This is a genomic window from Mycobacterium sp. E2479, from assembly GCF_001667925.1.
Taxonomy (GTDB): Bacteria; Actinomycetota; Actinomycetes; order Mycobacteriales; family Mycobacteriaceae; genus Mycobacterium.
Window position 1 is genome coordinate 20,775 of record NZ_LZJR01000091.1, and the last position, 24,123, is coordinate 44,897.

Consider the following 24,123-nt stretch of genomic DNA (forward strand, 5'->3'; position numbering starts at 1 on the left):
TGCCGCACATCCCGCGTGCAGGATAAGAAGGTGTCACGAGATCGATCGTCGTTTCCCACCAAGGTCGCCGGACGACTGCTGCGCTCGCGCCGCCTCGTGCGCGCACCGATCTGGATCTACAAAGCCCGCGCGGGCGCGCTGTTCGGTTCGCGCATCCTGCTGCTCGAGCACACCGGCCGCAAGTCAGGATTGTCGCGCTATGCGGCGCTGGAGGTCATCGACCACTCCCGGCCCGATATCTACGTCGTCGCCTCGGGCTTCGGCCGAAAAGCCCAGTGGTTCCGCAACATCGAAGCCAATCCCCGGGTGCGCGTCTACGCCGGCAGCAAGGCGCCCGAAACCGCGACCGCGCGAGTGCTGACCACCTCGGAGGCGGATCGCATTCTGGCCGCCTACCGAACCCGTCACCCGAAAGCGTGGGAGCGGATGCGCCCGGTGCTGGAAGGCACACTCGGCGCCCCGATCACCGACAGCGATGTTCCGCTGCCGCTGGTTGAATTGCGCCTGGACTAGTTCTGGTCCGGTCCCTTGATCGTCATCGCCGCGACCAGCGCCAAAAACAGCGCGGCCGGAAGGCCGTTGACGACTTTGTCGCGAACCCGGACATGCGCGCCTACCGCCAGCACGAAGTACAACGTCAGCATCGCGGTCGTCAGCCGCGCCAGAGCGGGAAATCGGTTGACCGACAGCAATCCGACCGCGGCGGCCGCCTTGACCACCGGCAACACCGGCCGGATGTTCTCCGGGACGCCCACATCGTCCAGGACCTTCTTGATGGGCGCCACCTGGACGCCGCAGGCTACCGCGTCGGCGGCGTGGAAAACGCCGAGCGCCGTGTAGGTCTTCGGGGACGTCAACACACTCATTCCGCACTCCTAGGGAGTCAGCTCCCCCGCCGGGCCTTCCGCGGGCTGGCGGGCGATCGCCTCCGCCTTGGCCACCGCCTGGGCGATCGCGGGGTCGGTTTCGGTCGAGAACCAGTCGGCGACCTCGGCGTCATCGTCGGCGCTGTGCTTGGGCGCGTCATCGACGGGCGATGGCTGGAAGCGGAACACGCCGTCCTGGCCCGGGGCTCCCAACAGCTTGGTGAATCCCTGCAACGCCGCGCTGAAGTCACTGGGCACCACCCACACCTTGTTGGCGTCGCCGCGGGCCATCTCCGGCAAGGTCTGCAGATATTGGTAGGCCAGCATTTCGGGTGTCGGCCGGCCGGCCTTGATCGCCGCGAACGTCTTCTCGATCGCCTTGGCCTGGCCTTGCGCCTGCAGGTACGCCGCGGCGCGTTCACCCTGTGCGCGCAGCATCCGCGACTGCCGGTCGGCCTCGGCGCCCAGGATCGCGGCCTGCTTGGCACCCTCGGCGGCCAGGATCTGCGCCTGCTTCTGGCCTTCGGCCTCCTTGATCGCGGCCTCGCGCATACCCTCGGCGGTCAGGATCATCGCCCGCTTCTCGCGGTCGGCCTTCATCTGCTTTTCCATCGACGCCTGAATCGATGGAGGCGGATCGATGCTGCGCAATTCCACGCGGGCAACCCGCAACCCCCAGCGACCGGTCGCTTCGTCGAGTACGCCGCGCAATTGTCCGTTGATCTGGTCGCGCGACGTCAGCGTCTGCTCGAGCGTCATGCCGCCGACGACGTTGCGCAGCGTGGTGGTGGTGAGTTGCTCGACGCCGACGATGTAGTTGCTGATCTCGTAGACGGCCGCCTGGGGAACGGTGACCTGGAAGTACACCACGGTGTCGATGTTGAGCGTCAAGTTGTCCTCGGTGATCACCGGCTGCGGCGGAAAGGACACCACCCGCTCACGCAGATCCACCCGCGCCCGAACCCGATCGATGAACGGCACCAACAACGTCAGTTGTCCGCTGACGGTACGGCTGTATCGTCCCAACCGTTCGATCACCGCCGCTTCTGCCTGAGGTATCAGCGCCACGGACTTGGCGACCACGACTATCGCGAAGATCACCAAGACGGCCAGCAGCACCAAACCAGCAACCGCACCTTGCATCGGATTTCCTTTCCTTACCAGTCCCTGGCGGCTTCGTCTCGCCGCTACGGGCTGCTCTTGAAGACGACTGCGGTAGCGCCGTCGATCTGCAGCACGGTGACCGGCTCGCCGGGTTCGTAGACGTCGCCCTCGTTGAGCGGGCGCGCCGACCACACCTGGCCGTCGAGCTTGACCTGGCCCGCATCGCGCGCGACCCGTTTGAGTACGAGCGCGGTTTTGCCCTGCAGCGCCTCGATTCCCAGGCGCGGCGCCGCGGCCGGCGTCAGCCGCCGCTTCAGCGGCGGGCGAACGAGCACTAGCAGCAGCACCGAAACGATGAAGAACACCGCCCCGTCGGCCCACACCGGAAAGTCGGTCACCCAACTGGTTAGCGCAGCGGCCAGTGCGCCCCCTCCGAGCATCACCAGAAACAAATGGCCGGTGAGCGCCTCCGCACCGATCAGCATCAGCGCGAATATTAGCCAAAGCACCGCCGCGGGCATGCGGCAAGAATACGCGTGATCCGCCTTCGCCGGGCAAAACAACTACACTGCGTGATCGTGTGGTGTCCCAGTGTCTCGCTGTCCCTGTGGGCCAATGCCTGGCTCGCCGGAAAGGCCGCGCCCGACGACGTCCTGGACGCGTTATCCGTTTGGGCGCCAAAGCAATCGGTGACCGCGTATGATGCCGTTGCCGCGGGCCACACCGGGCTGCCCTGGCCCGACGTGCACGACGCCGGAACGGTCACGCTGCTGCAGACATTGCGCGCCGCGGTCGGGCGGCCGACCACACCGTCCGGCGGCTCCGGCCCGATGCGCCCGACGATCAACGTAGTTTTGCCGGTACCCGGAGACGTGCGCGGACTGGCCGCCGGAACGCAGTTCGAGCAAGACGCCCTGGCCGCCGGCGAGGCGGTCATCATCGCCAATCCCCGCAACCCCGGTACCGCAGTGGGCCTGGTGCCCGAGTTCTCCTACGAAGACGACGAGGACGCGCACGAGGACTACGAGACGCGGCTGGCGGAACTGTGCGCGCTGACGTGGACGGTGTACTCGCTGCCCGGCGCACCGGTGCAGGACCACTATGAACTCGGCGACGCCGAGTACACGTTGCGGTCGGCCGTGCGCTCGGCGGCCGACGCCCTGGGTGCCATCGGGCTCGGAGCCGCGGCCGCCGACGTCGACGACCCACGCGGACTGGTCGAGCAACTTCTGGAATCCTCACGCCAACACCGCATTCCCGACCACGCGCCGACGCGCGCGCTGCGGGTGCTGGAGAACGCCGCGCACGTCGACGCCATCATCGCGGTCAGCGCGGGGCTGAGTCGATCCGACTCTCCGGACCGTTTCACCGCGCCCGTGGCCGCCGGTCTGGAACCGGCGGGAACGCAATCATCCTCGGCGGCCCGCATCGCCAGTAATGCGCTGCGGCCGCTGAACGCCGTGGTGCGTTCGGCGCGGATGGCGGCGGTGACCGCGATCCTGCATTCGGCCTGGGGCGACTGATTCGCCCGGGCTATTCGATCGAAGGGCTAGTGGCGGCCGCGCAGTGCGGCGGGCGGCACGGAGCGCCGTTAACGCTGGCCAGGCAACCCGGCACCGGCTCCGGCCCGGCCACCCTTTCGGGGGTCCGGCCGTACCGCAGTTCGTCGATCAGGTCCGCCGCCAGTTGCGCGAAACGCGGATGGGCGTTGGGTGTCGAAGCCCGCACCATCGCCACGCCCGCCGCCTCCGCCTGCGCCGATAACTCGTTGTCGAGGTCCCACACCACCTCGATGTGATCGGCCACGAATCCGATGGGACAGATAATGACGGCCTTGGTGCCGGCCTGCGCCAGATCGGCCAGGTGGTCGGCGACGTCGGGCTCCAGCCACGGAACCTGCGGCGGACCGGACCGCGACTGCCACGCCAGGTCGTACTCGGCGTAGCCGGCAGCGGTCGCGACAAGGCTTGCGGCGTAGGCGACTTGGCGACTGTAAAGCCGGGGGCCCAGGCGGTCGTCGGCGGCCACCGGGATGGAATGCGCGGTGAACACCAAGCGCGCGCCGGCCTGTTGCTCGGCTCTCAACGCGCCCGAGGCCGCACCGATGGCGTCGGCGAAGATCTGCACGAACTGCGGGTGGTCGAAATACGGCCGCAGCTTGACCAATTCGGGTGCATCCGGCCCGGCGGCCGCACGTGCCCGAGCGATGTCCTCGACGTATTGCGTGCAGCTGGAATAGCCACTCCACGCCGATGTGGTGAATACCGCAGCCCGACGAATGCCGTTGTCCCGCATCGTAACAACGGTGTCTTCGACGTAAGGCTCCCAGTTGCGGTTGCCGAAATAGACCGGCAGTTTCAGGCCTCGGTCTGCGAGCTCGGCGCGCAACTGGTCGATCAGCGCCAGGTTGATCCGGTTGATCGGCGACACGCCGCCGAAATGCAAATAGTGCTCGGCGACGCGGTCGAGACGTTCCGGCGGCACGTTGCGGCCCCGGGTTACGTTCTCCAGAAACGGCCGGACCTGCTCAGGGCCCTGCGGCCCACCGAAGGACAGCAGCAGGACGGCATCGAATTCCATTGCCGTTTACAATAATTGGGTGCTTGCGCCACCGTCGGCGTAGATGATCGTCCCAGTCGTCGCCGGCAGCCAGTCCGAGAGCAACGCGCACACCGTCTTCGCCACCGGCGTCGGGTCCTTCATGTTCCAGCCGATCGGGGCGCGCTGGTCCCAGCCCTCCTCGAGCAGCTGCATCTGCGCGCCGGCCTCTTCGCCCAGCGCACCGCCGACGATCGCGCTCATGGCCAGCGTCCGGATGGGGCCCGCGGCAACGAGATTGGAGCGCACACCGAATTTGCCCGCCTCGCGTGCCACGAATCGGTTGACCGATTCCAGCGCGCTCTTGGCCACCGTCATCCAGTTGTAGGCCGGCATCGCCCGACTGGGGTCGAAGTCCATGCCCACGATGGAGCCCCCGGCGTTCATGATCGGCAGCGTGGCCTTGGCTAGCGAGGCGTACGAATACGCCGAGATGTGAATGCCTTTGGAGACATCCTCGTACGGGGCATCGAAGAACGGGTTGATGCCCATTCCCGTCTGCGGCATGAATCCGATCGAGTGCACCACACCGTCGAGCTTGTTGCCCTCGCCGATCTCGGACGTCACCCGCTCGGCGAGCGAGTTCAGGTGCTCTTCGTTCTGCACGTCGAGTTCGATCAACGGCGCGTGCTCCGGCAGCCGGTCGGCGATGCGCTGAATCAGGCGCAACCGGTCGAACCCGGTCAGCACCAACTGCGCTCCCGCCTCCTGGGCCGCCTTGGCGATGTGAAACGCGATCGACGAATCGGTGATGATCCCGGAGACCAGAATCCGTTTGCCGTCGAGCAGTCCTGCCATGTTCGTCCTTACTGGTTGAAGATCGTGTCGTTACTCAGTGGCCCATGCCCATGCCGCCATCGACCGGGATGACGGCGCCGGCGATGTAACTGGCGTCCTCCGATGCCAGGAAGCTGACCACCCCGGCGACCTCCGCGGCGGTGCCTACCCGCTTCGCGGGAATGAATTCCAGCGCGCCGGCCTGAATCCGCTCATCCAGCGCGCGGGTCATCTCCGTGTCGATGTAGCCGGGGGCCACCACGTTCGCGGTCACGTTCGCCTTGGACAGCTCGCGAGAGATCGAGCGGGCCATACCGATCAGCCCGGCCTTGGAAGCCGCGTAGTTGGACTGGTTACCGATGCCCCAGCTGCCGGAGACCGAGCCCACGAAGATCATCCGGCCGAACCGCTTTTTCTGCATGCTGCGCGAGGCGCGCTGGGCGACGCGGAACGCTCCGGTGAGGTTGGCGTTGATGACCTTCTCGAACCTCTCCTCGGTCATCCGGATCAGGAACGCGTCCGCGGAGACCCCGGCGTTGGACACCAGCACTTCCACCGAACCCTGGTGCTCCTCGACTTCTTTGAAGGCGCGGTCGACGGCGTCGTTGTCGGTGACGTCACATTCGACGCCGAACAGTCCCTCGGGCGCTCCGGACCCGCGGTGCGTGATCGCCACCTTGTGGCCGTCGGCGGCCAGCCGCTGTGCGATCGCCAGCCCGATGCCCCGGTTTCCGCCGGTGACCAGGACCGAACGGGATACGAATGGCGGTTTGCCGCCGTTGGCGGCGGGTTCGGTGGCTTGTTCGGTGGCCATGTCAGTCACCCGGCCAACTTATCGCCTCGGCCGGCCAGGGCTGCAATCGGCTCAGCGCGAGTGCAACGTCAATCCACCCCGCAGCGCCGCCACCGCGCAAAGCCTCGCTTGGCTCACCTAGGATTTGAGCCTCATGGCCGCTGCCCTGACCCGCCTCGTACGGCTCAACTCCCGCACCTTGGCGCTCTTCGCGCTCTGCTGGGGCGGATTGCTCGTCCTGCTGCTGGTGCGCAACCGCGGGCTGTTCGCCCATGCTGTCTACGAGGCCGGAGATCCCGCGGCCAACTCAATCCTCACTTTGCAGGCCAAGCATTTCACCCTGCTGACCGGGCATTACTCCAGGGTCGGCTTCCACCATCCCGGCCCGGCTTTCTTCTACGTGCAGGCCGGCGGCGAATGGTTGCTGCACGATCTGACTCACGTCGTTCCGGCGGCCTATAACGGGCAGGCGATCGCGATCATGGCACTGAACGCGGCGCTGACCGCACTGGCGCTGACCATCGTGTACACGTGGGTGCGTTCGGTGGCGGCGCTACTGGCGGCGGCCGGCATCACCCTGATCTTCCTCGCCGCACATCCGCAGCTGGTTTGCTCCACCTGGATGCCCCACGTCTGCTTCGCCCCCTTTTTGCTCTACGTTTTCGCGGTCGCGTCGGTGGCTGCCGGACGGCTGCGCCACCTGTGGATCATGGTGCTCGCGGGCGGCTTGCTGGTCCACGGCCACGCGGAATTCCTGCTTCTGGTGCCCTTGATCGCGCTGGCGGCACTCCTGCCCCAGCGGCGCCGGCTGCTCACGCACCGCCGCGAATTGCTGATCGCTTCAGGGGTTTTCACGTTGTTTCTGCTCCCGATGGTGCTCAACGTGGCCCTGCACTGGCCGGGCGAGATTCCGCAGTACCTGGCCTACGGCCATCGCGCGCCGAACCCACCGGTCGCGGCCGCACGGTTTCTCGCGCAGTTCTGGGGTCCCGGGCCCACCCTCGGCGCGGTGTTCCTGGTGGTGTTGTTCGCCGCGGATCTGGCGCTGGTCCGCCGGCTGGCACCCGCCGGTGTTGACGGCGCGGTGCACGAATTTTCCCGCCATCTGCTCCGGGTCACCGCCTTGGCCACCGCGCTCTTCGCTTTCTACTGCTGGTACGGCGTGGACCATCTGTGGCAGTCGTATATAGGCGTCTTCTCCTACGCGTTGCCCCTGGCTTTGCTCATCTTGGGCTCGTCGGCCCTGATCGTGCTGGCGGTGTCGCGGCCGGAGCCGGTAGGCCCCCGCCTGGCGGCCGGCACCGCCGCGGGCAGCCTGGCGGTCGGGGTGGTGTTCGCGCTCACCACGGACGCCTTGCGCCGAGACCAGGACGAGCTGACGGGGGTGCCCATCGCGCTGGACTACCTGGCCGCGCATGCCCGCGGCAAGCCGATCGTGCTGGAAACACGCACCGACGAATCCTGGGCCGACGCGCTCGCGCTCCTCGACGCCGTCACCCGCGAGGGACAGCGCGCCTGCCTGGCACAGGACCGCTGGCGGCTTCAGGCGACCCCACAGTTCATCTGCACCCCGCAAGAGATTGCGGCCGGGGCACGCTTCACACTCAGCCGCGTCGACCCGGTGTCACCGGGCACCCCCGTGGTGTCGAATCTCAACCCAATCCCGGCGTCCTACCCGGCCTCGGCGATCATCGCGGCCGGCTGACGGTTCCCTGCGAGCTGTCGAACGTCAGGTCGGAAGGCGCCGGTTGATCAGCAGCGCCGCCAGCGCCGCCAGCGCCAACACCAGCGCACCCAGCCGTACCCAGCCCACGCTGGCATCGCCCTTGATGGTCTCGTAGCCGATCTGCTGCTGCAGCGTCGCATACACGGCCTTCAGTTCCTGCAATGACGCTGCGCTGTAGGCGTTCCCACCCGACAGCTGGGCGACCTTCTTCAGCGTCTCGTCGTCGACGGGCACCGGCTGGCGCTGGTCGTTGATCTCGACGAAGCCGTACGGAGTGCCGAACGAGATGGTCGAGATCGGCACGCCCTGGTCCTTGGCAGTGCGCGCCGCGGTGAAGGCGCCCTTCGGGTTGTCCGGGTTGGTCGGCATCGTCTCTTTGCCGTCGGAGAACAACACGATGCGCGCCGGGGGCGGTTTGTCGCCGCCGCCGATCACGGCGCCGACCGTCGCGATGGCCTGCAGAGCGGTGAAGATGCCCTCCCCGGTGGCGGTGCGGTCGGCGAACTGAAGCTTGTCCAGCGCGGTCTTCGTCGATTCCCGGTTGGTCGTCGGTGACACCAACACCGTCGCGGTTCCCGCGTAGGCGATCAGCCCGAGGTTGATGCCCGGGGTCAGTTCGTCGGCGAACTGTTTCGCGGCCTCCTGCGCGGCCGCCATGCGATTGGGCTGGACGTCCGTGGCTCGCATGGACTGGGAGACGTCGATGACCAGCATCACCACCGCACGGTTGCGGGGAATCCGGACGTCGTTCGTCGGACCCGCCATCGCGATGGTGAACAGCACCAGCGAGGCGATGAGCAGAATCGCCGGCAGGTGCCGCCACTTGGGTGGCCTCTTGGGGGCGACGCTTTCCAGCAGCTCCATGTTGGCGAACCGCAGCATGCGCCGCTGCCTCGCCAACTGCATCAGGATGTAGAGCGCGGCCAGCCCGAAGACGACAAGCAGGAACAGGAAGAACCACGAATGTTCAAAGCCCGACAACGACATTGGGCCGAGTAGCGGCAGCGTCACTGCCGCCCTGCCAATGCGCCGCGACGCCGGGATTCGACAAACCGCACGATGTCGGCAATCCAGTCGCGGTCGGTGCGCAGCGAAAGTATCGGGGCCCCGCAGCTGCGGATCGTGCGCGCGACGTCGGCGCGGTGGGCCGCGGCGGCCTTGGCGAAATCGTCGCGCAACTGGGCGTCGATGGTGAATTCGCGGGTGACGCCGGACTCGGCGTCCTGCAGCACGACGTCGCCGATGTCGGGCAGCTCGACGTCGCGGGGGTCGAGCACCTCGATGGCCAGCACCTCATGCCGGGCTGCGATGGCCCGCAGCGGCCGCATCCAGTTGATCGGCCCGAGGAAATCGCTGATGATCACCGCCATGCCGCGGCGGCGTTCCGGACGGCGCAACGCGTCGATCGCCGTCGCCAAATCGCCGCGTACCCCGACCGGTGCGCGCGGAGTGGTGGCGATGGTGCGCAGCAGCGTCTGCTCGTGCTGGCGCCCGGAGCGCGCGGGCACCCGGGTGATGTTGGCGCCGGTGGACACTATCGCGCCGAGCCGATTGCCGCCGCCGCTGTTGAGAAAGGTGATGGCGGCCGCGGCCGCGACGGCCAGGTCCCGCTTTTCGCACACGGTGGTACCGAAGTCCAGGCTGGCCGACATGTCGACCACCAGCCACGTTTCCAGCTCCCGGTCGGCGATCATCTGCCGCACGTGCGGGTGCGTGGTGCGCGCGGTGACAGCCCAGTCCATGCGGCGGACGTCGTCGCCGGGCTGGTACTCGCGCGACTCGCCCGGCTCCGAGCCCGGGCCCGGGATCAGGCCGAGGTGGTCGCCGTGCAAGACGCCGTCGAGCTTGCGTTTGACCGTGAGTTCGAGGGTGCGCAGCGCCGCCGACAGCTTCGGGTCGTCGATGTTGCCGCGATGCATCGATGGCGGATGAACAGGCGCCGCGGGCCCGCCCGCGGCGGATCTGGCGTCGGTCACCGAGCGCTGGCCGCGCCGGCGGGCTGCATCACCGGGGGCACCGAATGGCCTTGCTGCGGAACGGCATTCACCTGAGGCAGGGCCACCGTCTGCAGCACCCGGTTGATGACGATCTCCGGTGAGATCTCGTCGGCAAGCGCGTCGTAGGTGAGCACCAACCGGTGGCGCAGGACGTCGGGAATGACATCCACGACGTCTTGCGGGATCACATAGTCGCGCCCGCGAACCAGCGCCAGCGACCGGGACGCGGCGATGATGCCCAGTGAGGCGCGTGGCGACGCACCGAACGAGATCCAGGTCTTGACGTCGTTCATGCCGAGCTGTTCGGGATGGCGGGTGGCGGTCACCACGCGCACGACGTAGTCCACCAGTGCGTGATGGACGAAGACGTTCGCGGCGATCTCCTGCAGCCGCAACAGGTCGCCGGTGTTCAGGATCTGCTTGGGCTCCGGTGGGCGCACGCCCATCCGGTAGATGATCTCCCGCTCCTCCTCCGGCGAGGGGTAGCCGACGTTGATCTTGAACAGGAAACGGTCCCGTTGGGCCTCGGGCAGCGGGTAGACGCCCTCGTGCTCGATCGGGTTCTGGGTCGCCATCACCAGGAACGGGTTGGGCAACGGGAAGGTCTTGCCGCCGATCGACACGTGGCGTTCCTGCATGACCTCCAGCAGCGCCGACTGCACCTTGGCGGGCGCGCGGTTGATCTCGTCGGCGAGCAGGAAGTTGACCACCACCGGGCCGAGTTCGGTGTCGAACTCTTCCTTGCCCTGCCGGTAGATCCGGGTACCGATGATGTCGGTGGGCACCAGGTCGGGCGTGAACTGGATCCGCGCGAATGTCCCCCCGACGACCTTGGCGAAGGTCTCGACGGCCAGCGTCTTGGCAACGCCGGGGACACCCTCGAGCAACACGTGCCCCTTGGACAGCAGGCCGACCAGCATGCGCTCCACGAGCTGGTCCTGGCCGACGATGATGCGTTTGACCTCGAAGATGGCCCGCTCCAGGGTCTGCACCTCGGCGGCCAGTCCATTGCCGCCGCCCGGCGGCCCTTCATGAGCCGGGCCGGATTGCCCGACCGGGCCCGAGTAACCGCTGGCGCCTGGCGGCGGCCCACCTGCTGCTGTCATGAACTGCTACCTTCCACCGCTCAACCGACAAAGCTCATCGGACACGACTGCTGGCACGACGGATGTCGTAGGGCAGCGACGCGCCCGCGTCCAACTATTCCAGGCCCACCGAATTCCGTCGACGCTGGTACACCCGGCCCGGGGACCCGCCCGCCGAATCGTACTCGCGGTCAGTACTCGATGATCCTGGTCAGGAAGGGGGTCATGCCGGGTTTACGCACCGGGCTGACCGTAACCTTCCCGGCGCTGCCGGACGCCTCCAGCATCTGACCGTTGCCGAGGTACATGGTGACGTGCTGGCTGCCGTTCGGGCCGTAGAAGATCAGGTCGCCGCGCCTGGCCTGATCGGGCGGGATGTGGCGCCCGGCGTTGTATTGGTCACCGGAGAACCGTGGGATCAACACGCCGACGCCGGCGAACCCGTACCGCATCAGGCCCGAGCAGTCGAAGCCGGTGATGTTGGCGCCGTCGCCGACGCCCTTGCTCGGTCCTTCCAGCGAACCACCGCCCCAGGAATACGGCACTCCCATCTGGGAGCCCATCCGGCGGATCACGTACTCGATGGCCTGCCGGCCGTTCGCCCGCGGAATCTTGCCGCCCGGATTGCTGGGAGAGCTCGCCGCAGCGGGCGGATCGCCACCGAGGTTGATCCCGAGACCGCTCAGGAATTGTTTTCCCAGGTTCATCGTGGTCTGGGTGGCCTGGGCGGTGGCCTGCAGCGAGGCGTTGGCGACGGCGAGCGGGTCGCCGGGCGCGCCGGCACTGATCTGAGCGGGCAGGGTGGGGTCCCATTCGCCGGGGTCGGCCCCGGCAAGCGGAGCCGGCGGGACGGGAGAACACATCAGCCCGGTCACCACCGCGGTGATCCAGGCCAAGTTGATGAGGCGAAACCGATTGCGGCGCATGGCTTCTCGTACAGCACTCACTCGATCACCACTCGATGTATCGGACCACGTAGGGCGTCATGCCGCTGGTGCGCACCGGGGCGACACGGACCTTCAACCCGATATCGGGGGCCTCGAGCATCTGGCCGTCGCCGAGGTAGATCGTCACGTGCTGGCTGCCGCCGGGGCCGTAGAAGATCACGTCGCCGCGACGCATCTGGGAGGATGGGATCTTGCGGCCCAGGTTGTACTGCGAGCCCGAGTAGTGCGGCAGCTTGATGCCCACGCCGGCGAACGAATACAGCACCAGACCCGAACAGTCGAAGCCGGTGATGCCCGCGCCGGAGTCGATGCCCTTACTCGGGCCGGCCGCGTTGCCGCCGCCCCATGAGTAGGGCACGCCGATCTGTGACATGCCGCGCCGAATTACGTATTCGGTGGCCTGCCGCCCGTAGACCCGGGGAATGCGCCCCCCCACCCCGCCGGGCGCCGCGTTGGTGATGCCGGTGTCATCGGGCTTGAGGATGCCCAACTGCTGCAGGAAGTTGCGGCCCAGGCCGGCGGTGACCTGAGTCGAGGTGGCCGAGATGCCGAGGACCTGGTTGATCACCGCGATCGGGTCGCCGGGAACGTTGGCGCTCGGAATCATCGGCAGCGTGGGATCCCAGGCGCCGTCCCACTGACGCCCCCCGCCCGACGGCGCCGGGGCGCCCGGCGATCCGGTCTCCCACCGGTCACCCGACGCGGGCGCGCCGGGCCCGCCGGCACCTGCGGACCAAAGACGTGCGGCCTCGCGCTTGGCCGCCTCGAGCTTGACCTGAGCCCGATCTCGTTCGGCGGCAAGGCGAATGATGTCTTCGCGTTGCTGGTCGAACTTCTGCTTGGAGTTGGTCAGCGCCGCCACGGCGGCGTCCTGGCTGGCCTTGGCGTCGGCGGCGGCCTTGTCGGCGTTCTGCTTGGCCAGCCGCGCCGCCGACTCCTTGTTCAGCTTTTCGGCGCGGGCCTGCTGCAGCTTGGCCATCACGGTCTGCGAGCTCGTGGTCAGGTTCTTGACGGCGGCTTCGGTGGCGATGATGTCGTCGGGGCTGCTCGCGGTCAGGTAGCTGTTCGACGGACCATTCATATAGGTGGCCGCCGCGAACGTGTCGAAGCGGTGCTGCGCCCCGGCGATGGCGACGTTGGCGTCTTTGACCGACTGCTGGCTGGTCTCCAAGTCGTGTTGGGCGGTGGCGGCGTTATCCCGCGCGGTCTCGACGTCGACTAAAGCCTTGTTGACGCTTTCTTGTTCGGTCTGAATCTCGGCGCTCAGGGTCTGCAGCCGCTGGTTGGCTTTGGCGACGTCGGCGATGAGTGCGGCCAGGTTGTCGGCGGTGGGATCGGCTTCCGCGAGGCCGGGCGTCGCCATCAGCAGGGCCAGGCTCAACACGGAGGGGACGACGGGCCGCAGCAGCCTCGCGGCCGGTCGCGCAGGAGACCCGCAGCGTGTGCGTCTCATTCGACTCAGGTCTCCTACGGCTCAACACGACGGGTGGCGCCAGCCACAGATTCCCCGAAAGGCGCCAAAGACAACACCAGCATCATTTGCACCGTACGTCACACTAGTGGGCCTGCAAACGCTCCGCCGAAATCGCACTCTCTACGTGCGTTTAATGTGACCGAACGGTGACCTACCTGGTTTGCCGAGGGAGGTCGCGACGGTTCGTTGACGGAACCCGAAGAAGCGAATGTCTGTGGCTAGACGGGGGTATTGGGGTCGGCGACGGTGGCTGCCGTGGTGTCGTCCGATGTTGCTGAGCGCTTGCTACGCAACTGCAACAACCGGGTGCCGACGGCTGCAGCGAAGACAGCGATCAACAGGAAAATCGTCAGGCCGGTCCAGGGAAATTCGGGCGTGTCGAGCTCGTGCAGGAAATGCTGCGCGGAGACGACCGGGTTACCGGTCTTGGCGTTGTCCTCACCGGCCTCGAGGGTGACGCGGGGGAACTGCGTGCTGTAGCTGCCGACGTAGCTCGGGCTGAGCGTCAGCACCGTCGCGTCGTGATAGTCCGCACCGACGACCGTCGAGATGTCGCGCAGCGGGGTGTCGTTCGGGGGGTTGTGGTCGAGCAGCACGATCTTGAGGTTGATGCCCTCGGCATGCGCGTGGTTCACCACCTCCAGCAGGCCCGGCATTGCCGCCGGCGGCGCGCTGACCCCGGTCGCGGCGACCTGAGCCTTCACCATGGCCATGTCGACGTCCACCGGAATGTAGAGCGGCAGCACCGGGTGGGAGAACCCGGTGTCCTGCGGTGCAACGAACGAAGCGTGCCCGGTCATCTGCGCCTCCTGCGGTAGTGCTAGAGGCACCGTACGCGACTTCACCATCGAGGGTTTAAACCGGCGGCGGCGGCGACGAGACTGTCATCGGGAGTGCCGGCGTTATGCAGGACAAGCGTACTGTTAAAGTCGGCCTCATCGTTTGGACGACCCCGCCGACGCCGGCCCGTCGCGGTGGGAGAACTAAAGACTCTGGGAGTTGAAGTGACTGATTCCGTGAACTCGTTCGAAGCCCGCGACACCCTCGAGGTTGGCGACCGGAGTTACCAGATCTATCGTCTCGACGCCGTCCCGAATACCGAGAAACTGCCCTACAGCCTCAAGGTGCTGGCCGAGAACCTGTTGCGCAATGAGGACGGCAGCAACATCACCAAAGACCACATCGAGGCCATCGCGAACTGGGATCCCAAGGCGGAGCCCAGCGTTGAGATCCAGTACACGCCCGCCCGCGTGGTGATGCAGGACTTCACCGGTGTGCCGTGCATCGTGGACCTGGCTACCATGCGCGAGGCCATCGCCGACCTCGGCGGCAAGCCCGAGAAGGTCAACCCGCTGGCGCCCGCGGACTTGGTGATCGACCACTCGGTGATCGCCGACCTGTTCGGCACCGCCGACGCGTTCGAGCGCAACGTCGAGATCGAATACCAGCGCAACGGCGAGCGCTATCAGTTCCTGCGCTGGGGCCAGGGCGCTTTCCAGGACTTCAAGGTGGTGCCCCCGGGCACCGGCATCGTCCACCAGGTCAACATCGAGTACCTGGCCAGTGTGGTGATGGAACGCGACGGGGTTGCCTACCCCGACACCTGTGTGGGAACCGACTCGCACACCACGATGGTCAACGGCCTGGGCGTGCTGGGCTGGGGCGTCGGCGGTATCGAGGCCGAGGCCGCGATGCTGGGCCAGCCGGTGTCGATGCTGATCCCGCGGGTCGTCGGCTTCAAGCTGACCGGTGAGATCCAGGCAGGCGTCACGGCCACCGACGTCGTGCTGACCGTCACCGAGATGCTGCGCAAGCACGGCGTCGTCGGCAAGTTCGTCGAGTTCTACGGCAAGGGCGTGTCGGAAGTGCCGCTGGCCAACCGGGCCACGCTGGGTAACATGAGCCCCGAATTCGGTTCCACTGCAGCCATTTTCCCGATCGACGAAGAGACCATCTCCTACCTGAAGTTCACCGGCCGCACCGAGCGGCAACTGGCACTCGTGGAGGCCTACGCCAAAGAGCAGGGGCTGTGGCACGACCCCGACCACGAGCCCGCGTTCTCGGAGTACCTCGAACTCGACCTCTCCACGGTGGTGCCGTCGATCGCCGGACCCAAGCGTCCCCAGGACCGAATCGCCCTGTCGGCCGCCAAGTCCACCTTCCGCGAGCAGATCCTCGGCTACGTCGATGGTGACAAGCACGGCCAGCAGGGCTACTCGAAGCTCGACGAGTCGGTCGAGGAGACCTTCCCGGCCAGCGACCCCGGCGCGGTGTCGAACGGACATGCCGACGACGTTCCCGAAGTGCACTCGGCGGCCGCGCATGCCAAGGGTCGCCCGAGTAACCCCGTCACGGTGAAATCCGACGAGCGAGGCGAATTCGTCCTCGACCACGGGGCGGTGGTGATCGCCGCGGTCACGTCGTGCACCAACACCTCCAACCCCGAAGTGATGCTGGGCGCCGCGCTGTTGGCGCGCAACGCCGTCGAGAAGGGACTGACGTCAAAGCCCTGGGTGAAGACCACCATGGCGCCCGGCTCGCAGGTGGTCAACGACTACTACGACAAGGCCGGCCTGTGGCCGTATTTGCAGAAGCTCGGCTTCTACCTGGTCGGCTACGGGTGCACCACCTGCATCGGCAACTCCGGTCCGCTGCCCGACGAAATCTCGAAGGCCATCAACGACAACGACCTGTCGGTGACGGCCGTGCTCTCGGGCAACCGGAACTTCGAGGGCCGCATCAACCCCGATGTCAAGATGAACTACCTGGCATCGCCGCCGCTGGTGGTCGCCTATGCGCTGGCCGGCACCATGGACTTCGACTTCGAGTCGCAGCCGCTGGGCAAAGATAAAGAAGGCAATGACGTCTTCCTGAAAGACATCTGGCCCTCGCAGAAGGATGTCTCCGACACCATCGCCTCGGCAATCAACTCCGAGATGTTCACCAAAAACTACGGCGACGTGTTCAAGGGCGATGAGCGGTGGCGCAACCTGCCCACCCCGAGCGGCAACACCTTTGAGTGGGACGCCGACTCGACGTACGTGCGTAAGCCGCCGTATTTCGAAGGCATGCCGGCCGAGCCCGAGCCGGTCGCCGACATCACCGGCGCCAGGGTGCTGGCGCTGCTGGGCGATTCGGTGACCACCGACCACATCTCCCCCGCCAGCAGCATCAAGCCGGGCACCCCGGCGGCGCAGTACCTCGACGAGCACGGCGTGGAGCGCAAGGACTACAACTCTTTTGGCTCCCGGCGCGGTAATCACGAGGTGATGATCCGCGGCACGTTCGCCAACATCAGGTTGCGCAACCTGCTGCTCGACGACGTATCCGGCGGCTACACCCGCGACTTCACCCAGGATGGCGCACCCCAGGCGTTCATCTATGACGCAGCGCAAAACTATGCGGCACAAGACATTCCGCTGGTAGTGCTGGGTGGCAAGGAGTACGGGTCGGGCTCGTCACGGGACTGGGCCGCCAAGGGAACGCGGCTGCTGGGCGTTCGCGCGGTGATCGCCGAGTCGTTCGAGCGGATTCACCGCTCCAACCTGATCGGCATGGGCGTGATCCCGTTGCAGTTCCCCGACGGGAAGTCGGCCAAGGATCTGGGGCTGGACGGCACCGAGGTGTTCGACATCACCGGGATCGAAGAGCTCAACAACGGCAAGACGCCGAAGACCGTGCACGTCAAGGCGAGCAAGGATTCCGGCGGGGACGCAGTCGAGTTCGATGCGGTGGTGCGCATCGACACCCCCGGTGAGGCCGACTACTACCGTAACGGCGGCATCCTGCAATACGTGCTGCGCAACATGCTCAAGTCCGGCTAGCCGCTACCCGAGTCCAGTCACCCGTGCCCAAGGTCAGCGAGGACCATCTGGCGGCTCGCCGCCGCCAGATCCTCGACGGCGCCCGCCGTTGCTTCGCCGAATACGGCTACGACAAAGCCACCGTGCGCCGATTGGAGAAGGCGATCGGGATGTCGCGCGGCGCCATCTTCCACCACTTCCGGGACAAGGATGCGCTGTTCTTCGCCCTCGCCCATGAGGACGCCGAGCGGATGGCCGACGTAGCTTCCCGCGCGGGACTCATCCAGGTGATGCGCGACATGCTGGCCGCGCCGGACCAGTTCGATTGGCTGGCCACCAGATTGGAGATCGCCCGCAAGCTGCGCAACGATCCCGCATTCAGCCAGGGCTGGGCGGAGCGCTCCGCCGAGCTGGCGGCGGCAACCACCGATCGGCTGCGCCGGCAGACCCAGGCACACCGGGTGCGCGACGACGTGCCCAGCGACGTGCTGCAATGCTATCTGGAATTGGTGCTCGACGGCCTGGTGGCCCGGTCGGCGTCGGGCGAGGACCCGCAGCGGTTATCCGCGGTTCTCGACCTGGTGGAGAATTCGGTGCGCCGCAACGATTCTGAGAAGCAAGCGTAACGCCACTGCGAACCAGGGGATGTGGTTCCGCAGTGTCGCTACGCCCGCGTGGTTTTGGCGGTCCGGTTGGGGCCGCCGCGGCTGCGCATCGTGGTGCCCGATTCCCGCAACAAACTATGAATGGACCCATACGACCTGCCGGTCTTGGCGACCAGGCTGCGAATACTGGCTCCGCCTTCGTAAGCGTGGCGCAGCTCGTTCAACAACTGGTCGCGTGTCTTGACCGACCTTTGCAGCGTTCTCTTCATGGCTCCTCCGACGCGGGACACGATCGCAAGCACCCAGAGTAAAAAGCCGCCGTCGACGGCGGGCCGATTTCGCCAAATCGCACGCGAAGTCGTGGCGATCGCGAGCGCGGCGCAGCCGGGCGAAGCGGGTCGCCGCCATCAATTCAGGCCAGCTCGATGAGATCCCGATACTCCTCGGACCAGAAGTCTTCGGTGCCGTCGGGCAAGAGAACGACGCGCTGTGGGTCGAGGGCCTCGGCGGCACCGGGGTCGTGCGTCACCAAGACCACCGCGCCCTGGTAGCTGCGCAGCGCGTCGAGCACCTGCTCGCGCGAGGCCGGGTCGAGGTTGTTCGTCGGCTCGTCGAGCAACAGCACGTTGGCGGCCGACGCCACCAAACCGGCCAGCGCCAGGCGGGTCTTCTCACCGCCGGACAGGGTGCCCGCCGGCTGGTCGAGTTGGGGCCCGCTGAACATGAATGCGCCCAGCAGACCGCGCAGATCCTGCTCACCCGAATCCGGCGCGGCGTGGCGGATGTTCTCCCACACGGTCGCATCGTTGTCGAGCGTGTCGTGTTCCTGAGCGAAGTAGCCGATCCGCAGGCCGTGCCCGGGCTCGAGTGCTCCGGTGTCGCGGGCCTCGGTGCCGGCCAGGATTCTCAGCAGGGTGGTCTTGCCGGCGCCGTTGAGGCCCAGCACCACCACCCGCGAGCCCCGGTCGATTGCCAGGTCGACACCGGTGAACACCTCCAGCGACCCGTAGGACTTGCTCAGCCCGGTGGCCACCAGCGGCGTGCGCCCGCATGCGGCCGGGTTGGGGAACTTGATGCGGGCCACCTTGTCGGCCACCCGCTCGTCGTCGAGCACGGCCATCATCCGGTCGGCGCGGCGCAACATGTTTTGCGCGGCAACGGCTTTGGTGGCTTTCGCGCCGAGCTTGGCGGCCTGTGAGCGCAGCGCGGCGGCCTTGCGTTCGGCGTTCGCGCGCTCCCGGCGCCGGCGCTGCTCATCGGTGGCCCGCGCGTCGAGATACTTCTGCCACGTCATGTTGTAGACGTCGACCTCGCCGCGCACCGCATCCAGGAACCACACCCGGTTGACGACGTCGGCGAGCAGTTCGACGTTGTGACTGATGATCACCAGCCCACCGGTGTGCGCGCGCAGGAAATCCCGCAGCCAGCCGATGGAATCCGCGTCCAGGTGGTTGGTCGGCTCGTCGAGCAGCAGCGTGGTCGACGAACCCGACATCCCAGCGCCGCCTTCCGACGCCGCGAACAGGATGCGCGCCAGTTCCACCCGGCGGCGCTGCCCGCCGGACAGGGTGCGTAGCTGCTGCGTCAGCACCCGTTCCGGCAGGCCGAGACTCGCGCAGATGCGGCTCGCTTCGCTTTCCGCACCGTAACCGCCAAGGGCGACGAAACGCTCCTCCAGCTGTCCGTACCGGCGGATCGCGCGGTCGCGGGCGTCGTCGTCGGCGACCTCGGCCATCAACGCCTGCTGCTTTTCCAGATCGGTCAGCAAAACGTCGAGCCCGCGGGCCGACAAGACTCGGTCACGCGCCAGCACATCGAGATCGCCCTCTTTGGGATCCTGTGGGAGATAACCGATTTCGCCGCCACGGTTGATCTCCCCGGCATACGGTTCGGTCTCCCCCGCCAGGATGCGCAGGGTGGTCGTCTTACCGGCGCCGTTGCGGCCCACCAGCCCGATGCGATCGCCGGGCTGCACGCGCAGATCGGGGCCGTCCGGCGAGAGCAGGATGCGCGCGCCAGCGCGGACCTCGAGGTCCGTGGCCGTGATCACGATCGCTCTCCTTGGTTGAACAAAGGCTTATTGGTCGTCGGTGAACACCGGTGGTCGACGTTCTGCGCGCGCGGCAACCGCTTCTTCGAAGTTGGCGGTGAGCAGGCGGACGAAAAGCTGTCCCAAGCCTTCGGCTTGCATGTGCCCTTCCAGGCTACCGGCGTCCAGTCCACTCCACAGCGTGCGCTTGGTCAACTCGATGCCCGGCCGCGAGAAGGCCGCTATCCGCGCGGCGATGGCGTAGCAGGTGTCCAGCAGCTGCTCTTCGGGCACTTGGCAGGACACCAGCCCGATGCGCTCGGCCTCCTCCACGGTGACATCGCGACCGGTCAGCATGATCTCGAACGCACGCGACGAGCCGATGGCTCGCGGCAACAGGTAGGACAGGCCCAGCTCGCTGGCGGTCAGCCCGTTGTTGATGCCGGCGGCGCGAAAGTACGCGCTGGTCGAAGCCACCCGAATGTCGGCGGCCAGGGCCAGGCACAAGCCGCCGCCAATGGCGGGGCCGTTGACCGCGGCGATCACCGGTTGGTGCAACCGGCGCAGCGCCAGGATGACCTCGTCGAGGATCTCCATGGAGCGCAGCGCATAGGTGGGACGGGTCAGCCCCTCAACGTGGGGCACCGAGCCCGCGGACTTGTGATCGGCGCCGGAGGAAAAACCGCGACCCGCCCCGGTCAGCACCACCACCCGCACCGAATTGTCGTAGGTGACCTTTTCCAGGGCCTCTTTGAGCGGAACCATGACGTCGAACGCCATCGAGTTCATCCGCTCGGGCCGATTCAGTGTTATCAGAGCAACGCCGGGCCGCGGGTGCTCTACCAGTACCAAACTCACCCATGCAACCTAGCGCGTAGCTAACCGTGCTTCCGCGCACAGCGCGTCCTTGAACGCCATTCGGCGTGCCGGGCCGCGGCGGCCCTAGACTTCTGACACGTCGAACGCCCGGACTTGCTGGACCAGATCCTCCAGTGCGGCCGGCGGCAGCGCTCCGGGCTGGTTGAACAGCAGTTTGCCCTTCTTGAAGGCCATCAGCGTGGGGATGGACCGGATCTGGGCGGCCGCGGCCAACTGTTGCTCGGCCTCCGTGTCCACTTTGGCGTGCACGATGTCGGGGTGCTTCTCCGCCGACGCCGCAAAAGTTGGGCCGAACTGGCGGCACGGACCGCACCAGGACGCCCAGAAGTCGACGAGCACGATGTCGTTGCCCTCGATGGTTTCGTTGAACTTCTCAGCCGTGAGATCAAGTGTTGTCACGTTTGCTGTAACGCCCGGTGCCGACCCGGTGTTCCCCGATGCGCCTGGAGTTGGGCATACGGGCCACCGGCGCGCGGACAGCTACCGGCGCGCGGCGCCCTACCGGCCGTCGCTGGTTACGGTTGCGTACGTTTTCCCGCGTCGGACAGACTGAGCTGACGATCCGCCGCCTCGAGGACCAGTGAGGGAATCGCCTTGAGCCACTACATCGCTAACGTCCGTGATATCGAGTTCAACCTCTTCGAGGTGCTCGGTGTCGGCGCCGTCCTGGGCACCGGCGGCTACAGCGACCTCGACGAGGACACGGTCCGTACCATTTTGGCCGAAGCCGCGCGCCTTGCCGAAGGCCCGGTAGCCGAATCCTTCGCCTTCGCCGACCGCAATCCGCCGGTATTCGACCCGGCCGAGCACAAAATCACCGTGCCCGACGAGCTGGTCAAGACGGTGGCAGCGCTCAAGGAGGCCGGCTGGTGGCGGCTGGGCCTGGCCGAAGAGATCGGCGGCATGGCCGTCCCGCCCCCGCTAGCGTGGGCGGTCAACGAAATGCTGATCTGCGCCAACCCTTCAGCGAATTTCTTCAATCTGGGCCCGGTCATGTCTAACGCGTTGTACGTCGAGGGCAGCGAGCAGCAGCGGCAATGGGCCGCTCATGGCGTGGAGCGGGGCTGGGCGGCCACCATGGTGCTCACCGAACCCGACGCGGGCTCCGATGTCGGCGCCGGCCGCGCCAAGGCCATCGAACAACCCGACGGCACATGGCACATCGAGGGCGTCAAGCGCTTCATCTCGGGGGGCGACGTGGGTGATACCGCCGAGAACATCTTCCACCTGGTGCTCGCCCGTCCCGAGGGCGCCGGACCGGGCACCAAAGGCCTGAGCCTGTTCTACGTGCCCAACTTCCTGTTCGATCCGGACACCTTCGAACTCGGCCCCCGCAACGGGGTTTACGTGACGGGCGTGGAACACAAGATGGGCATCAAGTCCTCCCCCACCTGCGAATTGACTTTCGGCGCAACGGATGTGCCCGCCGTCGGTTACCTCGTCGGCGACGTGCACCGCGGCATCTCGCAGATGTTCACCATAATCGAGCACGCGCGCATGACGATCGGTGTCAAAGCGACCGGCACCCTGTCCACGGGTTACCTGAACGCACTGGCCTTCGCTAAGGAGCGCGTACAGGGCGCGGACATGACGCAGATGTCCGACAAGACCGCGCCGCGGGTCACCATCATCCATCACCCCGACGTGCGCCGCAGCCTGATGACCCAGAAGGCGTACGCCGAGGGCCTGCGGGCGCTCTACATGTACGCCGCGGCTCATCAGGATGACGTGGTTGCGCAACGGGTTTCGGGTGCCGATCACGACATGGCGCACCGGGTCGACGATCTGCTGCTGCCGATCGTCAAGGGGGTGAGCTCGGAGCGGGCCTACGAGGTGCTGACCGAGTCGCTGCAAACACTGGGCGGTTCGGGTTTCCTGACCGACTATCCGCTCGAGCAGTACATCCGCGATTCCAAGATTGATTCGCTCTACGAGGGCACCACCGCCATCCAGGCGCTCGACTTCTTCTTCCGCAAGATCGTGCGCGACCGGGGTGAGGCCCTGCAGTTCTTGACGACTCAGATCACGGCGACCATCGACAAATGCGACGAGGCGCTCAAGCCGATCGCCCAGCTGGTGCAGACCGCGTACGACGACGTGACGGCGATGACGGGTGCGTTGACCGGCTACCTGATGTCCGCGGCGCAGCAACCAGGCGAGATTTACAAGGTGGGCCTGGCATCGGTCCGCTTTCTGCTCGCGGTCGGCGATCTGCTGATCGGTTGGCGACTTTTGGCGCAGGCCGACGTCGCCACCCGCGCGCTGGCTGACGGCGCCGGGCGTGACGAAGCGTTCTACCGGGGCAAGATCGCGACCGCCGGGTTCTTCGCCAAGAACATGCTGCCGCAGCTGACCTCGTTGCGCGGCGTCATCGAGGCCATCGACGACGAAATCATGAACCTGGCCGAAGAGGCGTTCTGAGGGCCACAGGTTAGGCACAGGTTAAACGGGTAAACCATTGCGTTGGCTTTAAACCGACGAATGGAGAAACGTTGATGTCTGCCAGCTGCCAAGTTCCCCGGCTCGCGCGGCTAGCGGTGTGCGCCGTCGCGGGAGCCACCGCATTGTCCCTGACCGCATGCGGCTCTTCGAACAATTCCACCTCAACCTCCACATCCACCTCAACCTCGACGTCCACGGTTACGCCGACCACCACGTCGGCCACCCCTAACGCCGAAGCACGCGTCAGCGGTCTGATCGCCTCGGTGGCGGGCAACTCCATTCAGGTCACCAAGGAAGACAACGCAACCGCGTCGGTCAACTTCACCTCGACCACCAAGATCACCGAGGCCGTGCCGGCCGGGCTGCCGGACGTCACCCCGGGCAGCTGCGTCAGCGTGAAGCCGACCGAGGGATCGGCACCCGGGCAGGTGGTCACCGCCGCGTCGGTGAAGATCAGCGAGTCCGTCAACGGTGCGTGCCCCAAACCGCCGCAGTCGGCACCCGGCGGTTCGACCACTACGCCGCCGTCCCTCCCGCCGTCGCAGGCGCCCGCGAAGCCGGCCTGGGTCCGGGGCTCGGTGGCGTCGGTGTCCGGTAACACCATCAATCTGACCAACACCGATCCCAGCGGCAACACCAAGCAAACGACCGTGACGGTCGATGACAAGACCAAATACAGCAAGCAGTCGTCGGCCAACACCGACGCGATCACGCCGGGCAAATGCCTGCTCGCGCGCGGAACTCAGGACAACAGCGGCGCGCTGCAGGCCACGAGCATCAAGCTACGACAGGCCGTTGACGGCAAATGCGGTAAGCCCAAGCAGCCCGGCCAGGGCGGCTGACCCGGCTCGGGCCGACTGAAATTGCCGCCCCGCCGGGGAGCGGCGTGAAACCGCACCGGCGGGGATGATTGCCGATGGCGGCGAACGTGTGATCGGAGATGAGATCTGTGCCTGCCTTATCGTTGAAAACCCGGCGGACGCAGATCGCGCTCGGCG

General features: G+C 66.7%; 23 protein-coding genes. 7 read left to right on the top strand and 16 right to left on the bottom strand.

Going from position 1 to position 24,123, the window contains the following annotated elements:
- The first annotated feature begins 30 nt into the window (after positions 1 to 30).
- Entirely contained in the window at positions 31 to 513 is a 483-nt protein-coding gene (locus A5686_RS13770) for a nitroreductase family deazaflavin-dependent oxidoreductase (protein ID WP_067934982.1), read from the top strand.
- On the opposite strand, the gene A5686_RS13775 is transcribed toward A5686_RS13770, so the two are convergent.
- The 3 genes from A5686_RS13775 to A5686_RS13785 are packed head-to-tail and all read right to left on the bottom strand — an operon-like array spanning position 510 to position 2,491.
- On the bottom strand, positions 510 to 866 hold the full coding sequence (locus A5686_RS13775; RefSeq protein WP_067934946.1) for a DoxX family protein: 357 nt from the start codon (positions 864 to 866) through the stop codon (positions 510 to 512). The two genes, A5686_RS13770 and A5686_RS13775, sit on opposite strands and share 4 nt — an antisense overlap.
- 9 nt (positions 867 to 875) lie before the next feature.
- Positions 876 to 2,009: an SPFH domain-containing protein gene (locus A5686_RS13780; RefSeq protein WP_067934948.1), complete on the bottom strand. Its 1,134-nt coding sequence runs from the start codon at positions 2,007 to 2,009 to the stop codon at positions 876 to 878.
- A gap of 44 nt (positions 2,010 to 2,053) precedes the next feature.
- Entirely contained in the window at positions 2,054 to 2,491 is a 438-nt protein-coding gene (locus tag A5686_RS13785) for an NfeD family protein (RefSeq protein ID WP_067934950.1), read from the bottom strand.
- A gap of 57 nt (positions 2,492 to 2,548) precedes the next feature.
- On the opposite strand from A5686_RS13785, the gene A5686_RS13790 reads away from it, so the two are divergent.
- The gene (locus A5686_RS13790) at positions 2,549 to 3,493 is read left to right on the top strand and encodes a hypothetical protein (RefSeq protein ID WP_067934983.1); all 945 of its coding nucleotides are present in this window, start codon (positions 2,549 to 2,551) and stop codon (positions 3,491 to 3,493) included.
- Between the two features lie 10 nt (positions 3,494 to 3,503).
- Here the strand turns inward: A5686_RS13790 and A5686_RS13795 are convergent, their stop codons facing one another.
- From A5686_RS13795 to fabG1, 3 genes are read right to left on the bottom strand one after another with little or no spacing between them, the layout of a single operon-like run.
- Positions 3,504 to 4,550 carry a ferrochelatase gene (locus tag A5686_RS13795; protein WP_067934951.1) on the bottom strand — a complete coding sequence of 349 codons (1,047 nt, stop codon included), beginning with the start codon at positions 4,548 to 4,550 and terminating at the stop codon, positions 3,504 to 3,506.
- Between the two features lie 6 nt (positions 4,551 to 4,556).
- Complete coding sequence (inhA, locus tag A5686_RS13800; protein WP_067934953.1) at positions 4,557 to 5,366, bottom strand: NADH-dependent enoyl-ACP reductase InhA; 810 nt, start codon at positions 5,364 to 5,366, stop codon at positions 4,557 to 4,559.
- A gap of 34 nt (positions 5,367 to 5,400) precedes the next feature.
- Positions 5,401 to 6,159: a 3-oxoacyl-ACP reductase FabG1 gene (gene fabG1 / locus A5686_RS13805; RefSeq protein ID WP_156750066.1), complete on the bottom strand. Its 759-nt coding sequence runs from the start codon at positions 6,157 to 6,159 to the stop codon at positions 5,401 to 5,403.
- A 133-nt stretch (positions 6,160 to 6,292) separates the two neighbouring features.
- Here fabG1 and A5686_RS13810 point away from each other — a divergent pair, with 133 nt between their 5' ends.
- Positions 6,293 to 7,843: a hypothetical protein gene (locus A5686_RS13810; RefSeq protein ID WP_067934957.1), complete on the top strand. Its 1,551-nt coding sequence runs from the start codon at positions 6,293 to 6,295 to the stop codon at positions 7,841 to 7,843.
- Between the two features lie 24 nt (positions 7,844 to 7,867).
- Here A5686_RS13810 and A5686_RS13815 read toward each other — a convergent pair whose 3' ends face one another.
- The 6 genes from A5686_RS13815 to A5686_RS13840 form a co-directional block, all read right to left on the bottom strand.
- Complete coding sequence (locus A5686_RS13815) at positions 7,868 to 8,875, bottom strand: VWA domain-containing protein (protein ID WP_067934959.1); 1,008 nt, start codon at positions 8,873 to 8,875, stop codon at positions 7,868 to 7,870.
- The gene (locus A5686_RS13820) at positions 8,872 to 9,783 is read right to left on the bottom strand and encodes a DUF58 domain-containing protein (protein WP_067934984.1); all 912 of its coding nucleotides are present in this window, start codon (positions 9,781 to 9,783) and stop codon (positions 8,872 to 8,874) included. The genes A5686_RS13815 and A5686_RS13820 overlap by 4 nt, the downstream gene beginning before the upstream one ends.
- A 53-nt stretch (positions 9,784 to 9,836) precedes the next feature.
- Entirely contained in the window at positions 9,837 to 10,967 is a 1,131-nt protein-coding gene (locus A5686_RS13825; protein WP_067934960.1) for a MoxR family ATPase, read from the bottom strand.
- Positions 10,968 to 11,137: 170 nt separating this feature from the next.
- Positions 11,138 to 11,872 carry an NlpC/P60 family peptidoglycan endopeptidase RipB gene (ripB, locus tag A5686_RS13830; protein ID WP_067934962.1) on the bottom strand — a complete coding sequence of 245 codons (735 nt, stop codon included), beginning with the start codon at positions 11,870 to 11,872 and terminating at the stop codon, positions 11,138 to 11,140.
- A gap of 25 nt (positions 11,873 to 11,897) precedes the next feature.
- The gene (gene ripA, locus A5686_RS13835) at positions 11,898 to 13,346 is read right to left on the bottom strand and encodes an NlpC/P60 family peptidoglycan endopeptidase RipA (protein WP_067934964.1); all 1,449 of its coding nucleotides are present in this window, start codon (positions 13,344 to 13,346) and stop codon (positions 11,898 to 11,900) included.
- Positions 13,347 to 13,585: 239 nt separating this feature from the next.
- Entirely contained in the window at positions 13,586 to 14,167 is a 582-nt protein-coding gene (locus A5686_RS13840; protein ID WP_067934966.1) for a DUF6676 family protein, read from the bottom strand.
- Between the two features lie 204 nt (positions 14,168 to 14,371).
- Here A5686_RS13840 and A5686_RS13845 point away from each other — a divergent pair, with 204 nt between their 5' ends.
- Both A5686_RS13845 and A5686_RS13850 read left to right on the top strand, forming a co-directional pair.
- On the top strand, positions 14,372 to 17,191 hold the full coding sequence (locus A5686_RS13845; RefSeq protein WP_067934967.1) for an aconitate hydratase: 2,820 nt from the start codon (positions 14,372 to 14,374) through the stop codon (positions 17,189 to 17,191).
- Positions 17,192 to 17,214: 23 nt separating this feature from the next.
- Positions 17,215 to 17,796, top strand: a complete 582-nt coding sequence (locus A5686_RS13850; RefSeq protein WP_067934969.1) for a TetR/AcrR family transcriptional regulator — start codon at positions 17,215 to 17,217, stop codon at positions 17,794 to 17,796.
- Positions 17,797 to 17,834: 38 nt separating this feature from the next.
- Here the strand turns inward: A5686_RS13850 and A5686_RS13855 are convergent, their stop codons facing one another.
- The 4 genes from A5686_RS13855 to trxA all read right to left on the bottom strand — a co-directional run bounded on the left by A5686_RS13855 (position 17,835) and on the right by trxA (position 21,082).
- On the bottom strand, positions 17,835 to 18,032 hold the full coding sequence (locus tag A5686_RS13855; RefSeq protein ID WP_067934985.1) for a helix-turn-helix domain-containing protein: 198 nt from the start codon (positions 18,030 to 18,032) through the stop codon (positions 17,835 to 17,837).
- Positions 18,033 to 18,187: 155 nt separating this feature from the next.
- Positions 18,188 to 19,825: an ABC-F family ATP-binding cassette domain-containing protein gene (locus tag A5686_RS13860; protein ID WP_067934972.1), complete on the bottom strand. Its 1,638-nt coding sequence runs from the start codon at positions 19,823 to 19,825 to the stop codon at positions 18,188 to 18,190.
- Between the two features lie 27 nt (positions 19,826 to 19,852).
- Complete coding sequence (locus tag A5686_RS13865) at positions 19,853 to 20,662, bottom strand: enoyl-CoA hydratase (protein ID WP_067934973.1); 810 nt, start codon at positions 20,660 to 20,662, stop codon at positions 19,853 to 19,855.
- A gap of 84 nt (positions 20,663 to 20,746) precedes the next feature.
- Complete coding sequence (trxA, locus tag A5686_RS13870; RefSeq protein ID WP_067349114.1) at positions 20,747 to 21,082, bottom strand: thioredoxin; 336 nt, start codon at positions 21,080 to 21,082, stop codon at positions 20,747 to 20,749.
- Positions 21,083 to 21,277: 195 nt separating this feature from the next.
- Between trxA and A5686_RS13875 the strand changes: the two genes are divergently transcribed.
- Both A5686_RS13875 and A5686_RS13885 read left to right on the top strand, forming a co-directional pair.
- Positions 21,278 to 23,104: an acyl-CoA dehydrogenase gene (locus A5686_RS13875; protein WP_067934977.1), complete on the top strand. Its 1,827-nt coding sequence runs from the start codon at positions 21,278 to 21,280 to the stop codon at positions 23,102 to 23,104.
- Positions 23,105 to 23,178: 74 nt separating this feature from the next.
- The gene (locus A5686_RS13885; protein WP_197520573.1) at positions 23,179 to 23,967 is read left to right on the top strand and encodes a DUF5666 domain-containing protein; all 789 of its coding nucleotides are present in this window, start codon (positions 23,179 to 23,181) and stop codon (positions 23,965 to 23,967) included.
- Positions 23,968 to 24,123 lie beyond the last annotated feature (156 nt).

Excerpts from the sequence above, each read along its gene's own strand:
- A5686_RS13775 (WP_067934946.1), bottom strand. The coding sequence starts at position 866 with ATGAGTGTGTTGACGTCCCCGAAGACCTACACGGCGCTCGGCGTTTTC.
- A5686_RS13780 (WP_067934948.1), bottom strand. The coding sequence starts at position 2,009 with ATGCAAGGTGCGGTTGCTGGTTTGGTGCTGCTGGCCGTCTTGGTGATC.
- A5686_RS13785 (WP_067934950.1), bottom strand. The coding sequence starts at position 2,491 with ATGCCCGCGGCGGTGCTTTGGCTAATATTCGCGCTGATGCTGATCGGT.
- A5686_RS13795 (WP_067934951.1), bottom strand. The coding sequence starts at position 4,550 with ATGGAATTCGATGCCGTCCTGCTGCTGTCCTTCGGTGGGCCGCAGGGC.
- inhA (WP_067934953.1), bottom strand. The coding sequence starts at position 5,366 with ATGGCAGGACTGCTCGACGGCAAACGGATTCTGGTCTCCGGGATCATC.
- fabG1 (WP_156750066.1), bottom strand. The coding sequence starts at position 6,159 with ATGGCCACCGAACAAGCCACCGAACCCGCCGCCAACGGCGGCAAACCG.
- A5686_RS13810 (WP_067934957.1), top strand. The coding sequence starts at position 6,293 with ATGGCCGCTGCCCTGACCCGCCTCGTACGGCTCAACTCCCGCACCTTG.
- A5686_RS13820 (WP_067934984.1), bottom strand. The coding sequence starts at position 9,783 with ATGCATCGCGGCAACATCGACGACCCGAAGCTGTCGGCGGCGCTGCGC.
- A5686_RS13825 (WP_067934960.1), bottom strand. The coding sequence starts at position 10,967 with ATGACAGCAGCAGGTGGGCCGCCGCCAGGCGCCAGCGGTTACTCGGGC.
- ripB (WP_067934962.1), bottom strand. The coding sequence starts at position 11,872 with ATGCGCCGCAATCGGTTTCGCCTCATCAACTTGGCCTGGATCACCGCG.
- ripA (WP_067934964.1), bottom strand. The coding sequence starts at position 13,346 with ATGAGACGCACACGCTGCGGGTCTCCTGCGCGACCGGCCGCGAGGCTG.
- A5686_RS13840 (WP_067934966.1), bottom strand. The coding sequence starts at position 14,167 with ATGACCGGGCACGCTTCGTTCGTTGCACCGCAGGACACCGGGTTCTCC.
- A5686_RS13885 (WP_197520573.1), top strand. The coding sequence starts at position 23,179 with ATGTCTGCCAGCTGCCAAGTTCCCCGGCTCGCGCGGCTAGCGGTGTGC.